This window comes from Flavobacteriales bacterium TMED191 (assembly GCA_002171975.2).
Classification (GTDB): Bacteria; Bacteroidota; Bacteroidia; order Flavobacteriales; family TMED113.
On record NHIO02000061.1, the window covers coordinates 1 to 8,039 of the forward strand.

The window sequence follows — 8,039 nt, forward strand, 5'->3', positions numbered from 1 at the left end:
TTATGTAGAACCTGCAAGTAGTGCATTTGATGCACAATCTGCTGAAATTAAAGAATTGCAAATGCAAATGGCTACTTTAGGTATCAGTACGCTATCACAACAAAAGTTTGTAGCGGAAAGTGCTGATGCTAGAAGATTAGATCGTGTTGATACTAACTCTATGTTGTCTATGGTTTCTATGGAGTTAGAGCAAAAGTTACAAAAAGCATTTAATTTATCTGCACAGTATGTAGGAATCGAACCACCTGAAGTAAAGATCAGTAGAGACTTTGATATTGAAAGATTAATTGGACAGGATGTAACAGCATTAACAGCTTTATTCGATCAACAAGTTATTGATAGAGAAGAATTTAGACAGATATTGGTACAAGGAGAAGTATTACCTGCTGCAAATGAAGAAAAGGAACAGACAGATGATGTTAAAGAAGAGCCAAAACGTGAAGGTGCAACTTCAGAGCAAGTTGATAAACTAATTAACGCTTTGATAAAAGATGGCAACTAAAGAAGATTTAAGTTTAGCTCAAGTTACAGCGTTAGTTCGCTTAAAAAATAAAATTGATTCGCTGCCAAAACCTATTGATGGTAAGAATGGTAAACCTGGAACTCAAGGCCCGACAGGACCTAAAGGTGATAAAGGTGTTCAAGGATCTAAAGGTGAACAGGGAGTTAAAGGTAATAAAGGTGAACAAGGTAAAGAAGGTCAAAGAGGACCTGAAGGACCTAAAGGAATAAAAGGAGATCCTGGTAATAAAATTATTAGTGGATCAAAACAACCAGAACCTACACAGGGAGATGAAGGTGATTTTTATGTACAAAAGAAACCATTAGTATTTTATGGACCAAAACGATTAGAAAACTGGGGAGATGGAATACCTTTATCAAAAGAACCTAAAGATGATAAAGATAGTTCTTTAACATTAGCTGGAATTTTACCTCAAGGAGATACAGGATCTGGAAGTAGTGCAACTGTAGCAGTAGGAACTACAACTACAGGAAATGCTGGAACAAGTGCAAGTGTTACAAATACAGGAACAAGTAGTGCTGCTGTTTTTAACTTTACAATTCCTAGAGGAACTAACGGTACAAATGGAACTAATGGTACAGATGGTAGCGATGGAAGTGATGGAGCGACAGGTGCTACTGGAGCAGCAGGTAGTGCAGCGACAATAGCGATAGGAAGTGTAAGTACAGGAGCAGCAGGTTCTAGTGCTTCTGTTACAAATGTAGGAACAGCAAATGCTGCTGTCTTAACATTTAGTATCCCAAGAGGTAATGCTGGAAGTGATGCTACTGTTACTGCTGGTAGTGGAATATCTGTATCAAGTGGAGAAGTTTCTATTGCAACTAATGCGGTTATAGACGGGGGAAGTTTTTAGTATTACAATGATATTAAAGTAATTCATTTTATGTCTAAACATCTTGACTACGTTGAACAAGCTGATGGAACTTTTAAGTGGCAATTAGCAGAAATTCCTGCAATTAAAACTAATCCAGTTGAAACTAAAACAGTAAAAAAAGAAACAAAGAAACCTGTTTCTAAGAAAAAATCTACAAGTGCATTATCTGAATAAATTATGGCAATCGAAGAAAAAGTAGTTCAGCCTGAGTCTGTGACTTCTGCTGATCAGTCTGTGACTGAAACTCCTTCACAAACAAAAACACAACCACAAGCACCTGATCTTACTTCTGTAAAAGCAGAATATGAAGCAAAACTAGCTGCTGCTCATAAAGAAGCTGCTGAAGCTGAAGAAAAATTTAAAGGTGCAAAATCTAAATTAGATGAAGTTTATAAAAAGAAAGAAGAACAACGTACCAAAGAATTAGAAGATCAAGGTCAATGGAAAACATTGTGGGAAGAAGCTAATAAAACAGCACAGGAAAAAGATCAAAAGATTACTACATTAGCTCAACAATTAGAAGATATGAAAACTTCTAATGAAGTAGCTTCTACAAGAACAAAAGCATTAGCAGCTATTAGTAATCTTGGAGCGATAAACGCAGAACAAACCTTATCATTACTACAAGGAAAACTACAGAAAAGTTCTAACGGAGAAGTGGTTGTATTAAATGGCGGTGTAGAACAAGATCTTAATACTTATCTTGCAAGTCTTAAAAATCCTGGTAGTGGTTGGGAACATCATTTTAATCCAAGTAATAAATCAGGAATGGGAGCAAAGCCAAGTCCTGTGGCAAATGTGTCAGGAGGATCAGATAATCCTTGGAAGAGTGGAAATTTGACGCAACAGCTTATAATGGAGAGTGAGAACCCTGAACTCTCAGCCGTGCTGAAGAGGGAAGCTCAATCTTAAATAGTTAATTTCTGTGAAATTAATTCCTTAGTCTGTGGCTAGGGTATCGCAAAACTTAAAAAGGTAAATCTGAATGGCTGCTCCGTTTCAGAATTATACTGGCGGTGTCCTACTAGCGGACATCGTTAAGAGAAATAATTTCAGCACATACGTTTCCGAAGCAATTAAAGAACGTAGTGCATTTGTTAAATCTGGTGCTATCACTCGTAATTCATTAATGGATGCAAGTGAAGGTGGTACTAAAATCCAAGTTCCTGAGTTTAACCCAATTGCTCCAACAGAAGAAATTCTTACTGGTGCTGCAAACTGGGGTACTTCTGGTGCTGGTTATTTAACACCACAAAAAATTGGTACAGCAACACAGATTGCAACCATTTGTCATAGAGCATTTTCATATGCTGTAGACGATGTTGCTATTTTGGCTGCTGGTGAAGATCCTATGGGTCATATCAGAAACCAATTAGCTGATGCTATCAACAAACTAAACAACGCTAGATTATTTTCACATTTAGCTGGTTTATTTGGTACTGCACTTGGATCTAACAAGTTAGACGTAGCAAAAGGTGCTTCTGGTACTGCTCTAGAAGCTAACTTTTTAACAGCTTCAACAGTTGCAAGAGCAAGAAACTTGCTTGGAGAACGTGGTGATGACTTAGACATCCTTATTGTTCATCCATCAGTTGCTTACTACTTGTATCAAGTTGGATTGTTAACTTTCTCTACTTCTGCTTTATCTACTGGAACAGGTATCCAGTGGGGTGGCGGTGGTGTTGGTGTCAGTGCAAGATCCATCGGTGAATTTGCTGGCTGCCAAGTTGTAGTTGACTCTGCTGTTAACACAGTTGCACCTTCTAGCACATCTGGTCATCAGGTAGAGTTCTTCTGTTACTTAACAACAGCAGGTACAATTCTTGAAGGTCAGCAACAGGCACTAAGAATCGAAGCTGAAAGAAACATTCTTTCTAAGCAAGATGTTATGTCTGTTGATTATCACACTGCATATCATGTTATGGGTACTAAGTGGAATGATGCTGCTGACAACCCAACTAATGCGAACTTAGCGACAGCTAACAAGTGGGCAATCACATATGATGCTGACTTAATTCCATTGGTTCAGTTAACAGTTAACACACCTCTTGATACTTCAACTTATTAATTGTATTATTAAGTTGCAAAAGCAAAGCAGTAAAGAACCTCATCAATTATTGGTGGGGTTTTTTCTTTACGCTACAATAAAACTAAATTACTTTATAGATCGTGGCAGCAACTATAACAGCAACATTATCAAGTGCTACTGCAAATAGCTATGTCACATTGGCAGAAGCTAATACTTATTTTGAAACCGTTCCAGATTCAAGCACTTGGACAAATAAAACAGATGACCAAAAGAATAGAGCATTAATAGCAGCTACCAGATGGATCGACAGTTTAGTTTTTTATGGAGACAGATGTGATAATGGTCAGGCATTAAAGTTTCCAAGAAATAATTATGCGGTAGATGATGTTGAACTAGCTTGCACAGCTATTCCAAATAATATTAAGTATGCTCAATACGAATTATCTAGAGCATTGGCAAATGACACCGAAGCTATGACAGGTAATACAGGAACAGATGGTAACTTCTCTGAAGTAAAGCTAGGTGATATTGAAGTTAAGTACAATACAGATAGCCAGGGAACTGGTTCCGTAAATAATATTATGGATGTTTACCCGTGGTTACAAAGTTACCTTGGAGCATATATGCTAGGTGGAGCAGGAGCTTTTCAAATGAGAGTGGTTAGAGGATAATGGCAGGTCAACTAGATACAGTACTAAAAAATGTTGCCAAACAGGTTGTGTCTCAACTTGGGAACGCATTAGACTCATCAATTATTTACACTCGAAAGGGTATATCTAGCTATGACACAGACTCAGGTGAATATATAACCATAGATACAACTTATGAAATCAAGGTTCCTATAGAATTTGTACAATCCAGTGAAGAATCAGGATTTCAAGAAAATATAGCAAGGCTATACATAACACCAGATTTAATAGGCGATAGCCAACCACTACTCCAAGATGAAATAACTCTTACATTTTCTGGATCTACAAGAGGAGCTAAGATAACAGATATTCGCACGTTAAAAGGTGCTCAAGAATATCTATTCCGTATTGACGTTATCTTCTAATGACTTTAGTAAAAGCAAGAGCAGCATTTGAAAACGCTATAAAAGATGCAGTATCGGATGCTGACCCAACTGTAACTGTAGTTTTTGATAATACTCCGTTCAACACCCCAGGTCTAAACAAAAAGTATGTGATGGTTAGTTTGGATTTTACGCAAGCAACTACACAACCTCAAGGATCAGCCCAAACTTACTACAGTGGTTCTATAAGTTGTGGAGTTATGACCCCAAAAAACAAAGGAACAGGAAGTGCATCCGCAGTAGCAGAATCAGTTATCACAGGCTTAACATCAATAAACACTTCTACTTATGTAGATAAATTTGCAGTATCTCCCCGTGTATCACAATTAGCTGGACCGACAACTGTAAACAATGAACAAGATAGCCATTTTTTAAGTGCTATCACCTGCACTTTTACTGCTAATGGCTAAAGACATATCATTCTTAACAAAAGATCTTGAAGATCATATATTAAAGGCGAAAAAAAGTGCTGCTGCTGAAATAGCCTATAAATTACAATTTTTTGCTCCCTGGTGGACAGGTAGTTCTGCTAAAAGTTGGAAGATATCTGCAAGTCCAGTGCAACCTACAAAAGTAGTAAATAAAAAAGTAGGTAAGTTTCGTTTTGAACTTGGATCTAAAGTAGGTGGTCCAGTGCCAAAACAAACAGCTAGAGTTCCCGTAAAAAGAAAATCTGTATTTACGTCTCTAAATCAACCTGTCTACATAGGAAACGAAATAAATTATGCAGGGTTTACTATAAATAATAAAAATGCAAAAATTCCTGTAAATGGCTTGGGAATAATAGCTTACGAAGATATAGGAAAAACAGCAAAGAGCCCTTTAACTTTTACCTACACTCCACAGTGGTACAGAATATACACTAAAAACAAAGTTATATTATCTGATATAAATATTGCATTTATTGGAACGAGTAAAAGATTTACAAGTAATATGCCGAGTGTCTACGGTTGAGTTATACTACAAGAATAGATACATTTTTTTATGTCACCAGTAAGAGCAATAGACAAACTGAAGCAAGCCTTCAATGTCGAAGAACGCAGTAGCTACTCAGTTTTTAAAGGGGATGAGCTTATCTTAAAAATCTTTTGGTCGCCTCTTACAATAGCCGATAGAGATACCATAAACAGTACACTAATAGCTATGAACAAAGGTCAAGATGAAGGCAGCCTTGACTTTGCATTACAAGTTATTGTTACAAAAGCAGAAGACGAAACAGGTACAAAGATGTTTACATCAGGAGATTTACCAGCACTTAGAAGAGAAATACCTTTAGCTGTCCTACTGGACATAATGACTAAAATGCAAGGAGTGGGCGAGGAGGAAAGCCCCGATGCCGTAAAAAGCTAAGTTAGAAAAAGACAGTTTTGTATTCTTACAATTTTTTGTAGCAGAAAAATTAGGTTATACACACAGGGAAATAAGAGAAAAAATGTCAGCCCAAGAACTGTTTGCTTGGAACGCATACTTTCAAATAAAAGTAGAACAAGAGAACAAAGCATACGATGACGCACGAAAACAAGCCCAAATGCGTAAGGTACGCTAAACTTTTAATATCTGATTAATTTTTTGGTGGCTGGTTCAAATTACAGCGTAAATATAACTTTAGATACCTCAAAAGTAGAAGGTAAGATAAAAACGCTGGAAAAAAGAATAGCAACATTTAGAAAAAATTTAGCGAAGCCTTTAAAAATATCTGCTGATACTCTAAAAGTAGAAAAAGAAAAACTAAAAATGCAAGATGCTCAACGGGCATCCATGATTCAGACTAGAAAAATAGGAGATTTAATAGAAAAACAGAAAGAGCAAGGTTTAAAAGTAGACAAAGCAAGAGCACATATAAGAAGGGCTGCTGTTTTAGACAATCAAAAGCTATTTAAAGCAGCAGAAATCCAAAGAAAATTAGCAATGGAAGAGTTGAAGATTGAACAAAATGAATTAAGGGTAAAACAAAAACAAACAGAAGAGCTTGCAAAGCAAAATCAACTTCAAAAACAATTAGCTTCAGGTAAGTTTGCAACTATAGGCCCAGGTGGTATAGGACCACAATTTGCTAGTTCTACTCTTCCCACTGAATCTGGACTGAACTTTGATAAAAGAACAGGCAAACTATTAAGAGGAAGCCCAGGATCTAGCCCAAATACATTACGAAATTTAGGTAGAAGATTTGATAAACAGAGTGCTCTTATAAGTGGTGGTTTTCCTTTGCTATTCGGGCAAGGTCCGTTGGGTGCTCTTGCTGGTGGTTTAGGTGGTGGTATTGGTGGAATGTTTGGACAGATGGGTGGTTTTGCAGGAGGTATTGCAGCCACAGCAGCACTTCAGACATTAACAAATACTATAAATGGTGTTAAGGCATTTGGAGAAGGACTAAAAAATGTAGATACAGCTTTAGCAACTGTTACGGAAAAATCACTGTTCAGTAGCGAAGCAACCCAAAAAAGAGCAGAACAACTTAAAAAACTAGGCAAACAACAAGAACTTAACAAACTACTAACCCAAGAACTGACAATAGCTCTAGGCGGTAAAAGCCTGGAACGTCTAAAAGAAGTTGGAAAATCTTCTAGAGAATTAGCTAGAACATTTGGTCAACTCGGAGCTTCTATTCAGGCTGTATTAGCCAAAGCCATACTTCCTGGAATAAATGCCTTAAATACAATATTGTCGGGATTTACTATTCCTTCACAGTTTAAAAACTTTAAAGAAAGTTTATCTGGTGCTGATTTAGCAAGATTTAACGAAATAGTTTTAGAGGAAAGAGGAACTAGAAAAGATAGAGGTAAAGTAAAAACAGGTATGCTCACTAATGATGCAAGAAAAAGATCATTATCTAGAGCAGTAGGAGAAGGTTTAGGAGGAGATTTAAGTCTATTAGAAGGAACAACCGATCCAACAATCGGAGCTAATCTAGATAAGCGAATAGCCTTATTACAAAGATCTTTAGAAGTAGGTAAAGAACAAGCAACTATAGAGCAAAAAATAGTGGAGTTTAAAGATAAAGGAACTGATCTTACTGAAAAAGAAATAGGAGATAAACTACGTCTTATAAATGAACTACAAAAGGTTGAAACTATGTATAAACAAATAGGTTCAGCAATAGAAAATGGAATAGTTGATGCTATAGAAGGTGCAATACAAGGAACTAAAACTTTAGGCGAGGTAGCAACCAGTGTATTTAACCAAATATCTAGAACCCTTTTACAATTTGGTGTAAATTCATTACTTGGTAGCATCCCTGGAATCGGTGGTTTATTTAAGGCAAACGGAGGTCCAGTAAAAGCAGGAGGTAGTTATATTGTTGGAGAACGTGGTCCAGAATTATTTACACCAGGATCTTCTGGAAATATCACTCCAAATCATCAGTTAGGAGGATCTACTAGCGTAGTCGTAAATGTAGACGCTTCTGGTTCTAATGTAGAAGGTGATGAAGATAGAGGTAGAGAACTTGGCCGTCTTATCTCAGTAGCAGTACAATCTGAATTATTGCAGCAAAAAAGACCTGGAGGTTTACTTGCATAATGGCTACTTTTCCTTCAATAAC

Annotated in this window: 9 protein-coding genes and 1 pseudogene; all 10 read left to right on the top strand. The window is 36.8% G+C overall.

Annotated features, from left to right (window positions below; translation table 11 throughout):
- Positions 1–502: DUF4055 domain-containing protein (locus CBD51_007390; GenBank protein ID RPG57545.1), on the top strand; the 502-nt coding region annotated here is incomplete at its 5' end.
- Positions 492–1,376, top strand: a complete 885-nt coding sequence (locus CBD51_007395; protein ID RPG57546.1) for a collagen-like protein — start codon at positions 492–494, stop codon at positions 1,374–1,376. The genes CBD51_007390 and CBD51_007395, both read left to right, overlap by 11 nt.
- Before the next feature lie 255 nt (positions 1,377–1,631).
- Complete coding sequence (locus CBD51_007400; protein ID RPG57547.1) at positions 1,632–2,309, top strand: hypothetical protein; 678 nt, start codon at positions 1,632–1,634, stop codon at positions 2,307–2,309.
- A gap of 73 nt (positions 2,310–2,382) precedes the next feature.
- Positions 2,383–3,465, top strand: coding sequence for a hypothetical protein (locus CBD51_007405; protein ID RPG57548.1), 1,083 nt, complete (start codon positions 2,383–2,385; stop codon positions 3,463–3,465).
- 101 nt (positions 3,466–3,566) lie between these two features.
- Entirely contained in the window at positions 3,567–4,097 is a 531-nt protein-coding gene (locus tag CBD51_007410) for a hypothetical protein (GenBank protein RPG57549.1), read from the top strand.
- A complete protein-coding gene (locus CBD51_007415) occupies positions 4,097–4,480 on the top strand; it encodes a hypothetical protein (protein RPG57550.1) in 384 nt (127 codons plus the stop codon). The genes CBD51_007410 and CBD51_007415 overlap by 1 nt, the downstream gene beginning before the upstream one ends.
- Positions 4,480–4,908, top strand: a complete 429-nt coding sequence (locus CBD51_007420; protein ID RPG57551.1) for a hypothetical protein — start codon at positions 4,480–4,482, stop codon at positions 4,906–4,908. The genes CBD51_007415 and CBD51_007420 overlap by 1 nt, the downstream gene beginning before the upstream one ends.
- Positions 4,901–5,452, top strand: a complete 552-nt coding sequence (locus CBD51_007425; GenBank protein ID RPG57552.1) for a hypothetical protein — start codon at positions 4,901–4,903, stop codon at positions 5,450–5,452. The genes CBD51_007420 and CBD51_007425 overlap by 8 nt, the downstream gene beginning before the upstream one ends.
- 30 nt (positions 5,453–5,482) lie before the next feature.
- Positions 5,483–5,848, top strand: coding sequence for a hypothetical protein (locus CBD51_007430; GenBank protein RPG57553.1), 366 nt, complete (start codon positions 5,483–5,485; stop codon positions 5,846–5,848).
- A 1,890-nt stretch (positions 5,849–7,738) separates the two neighbouring features.
- Positions 7,739–7,828 (top strand): annotated as a pseudogene (locus CBD51_007435) (phage tail tape measure protein).
- Positions 7,829–8,039: the final 211 nt, after the last annotated feature.

Bases quoted from the DNA above. Each gene is read 5' to 3' on its own strand.
- CBD51_007395 (RPG57546.1), top strand. From the start codon at position 492: ATGGCAACTAAAGAAGATTTAAGTTTAGCTCAAGTTACAGCGTTAGTT.
- CBD51_007405 (RPG57548.1), top strand. From the start codon at position 2,383: ATGGCTGCTCCGTTTCAGAATTATACTGGCGGTGTCCTACTAGCGGAC.
- CBD51_007430 (RPG57553.1), top strand. From the start codon at position 5,483: ATGTCACCAGTAAGAGCAATAGACAAACTGAAGCAAGCCTTCAATGTC.
- CBD51_007420 (RPG57551.1), top strand. From the start codon at position 4,480: ATGACTTTAGTAAAAGCAAGAGCAGCATTTGAAAACGCTATAAAAGAT.
- CBD51_007415 (RPG57550.1), top strand. From the start codon at position 4,097: ATGGCAGGTCAACTAGATACAGTACTAAAAAATGTTGCCAAACAGGTT.
- CBD51_007425 (RPG57552.1), top strand. From the start codon at position 4,901: ATGGCTAAAGACATATCATTCTTAACAAAAGATCTTGAAGATCATATA.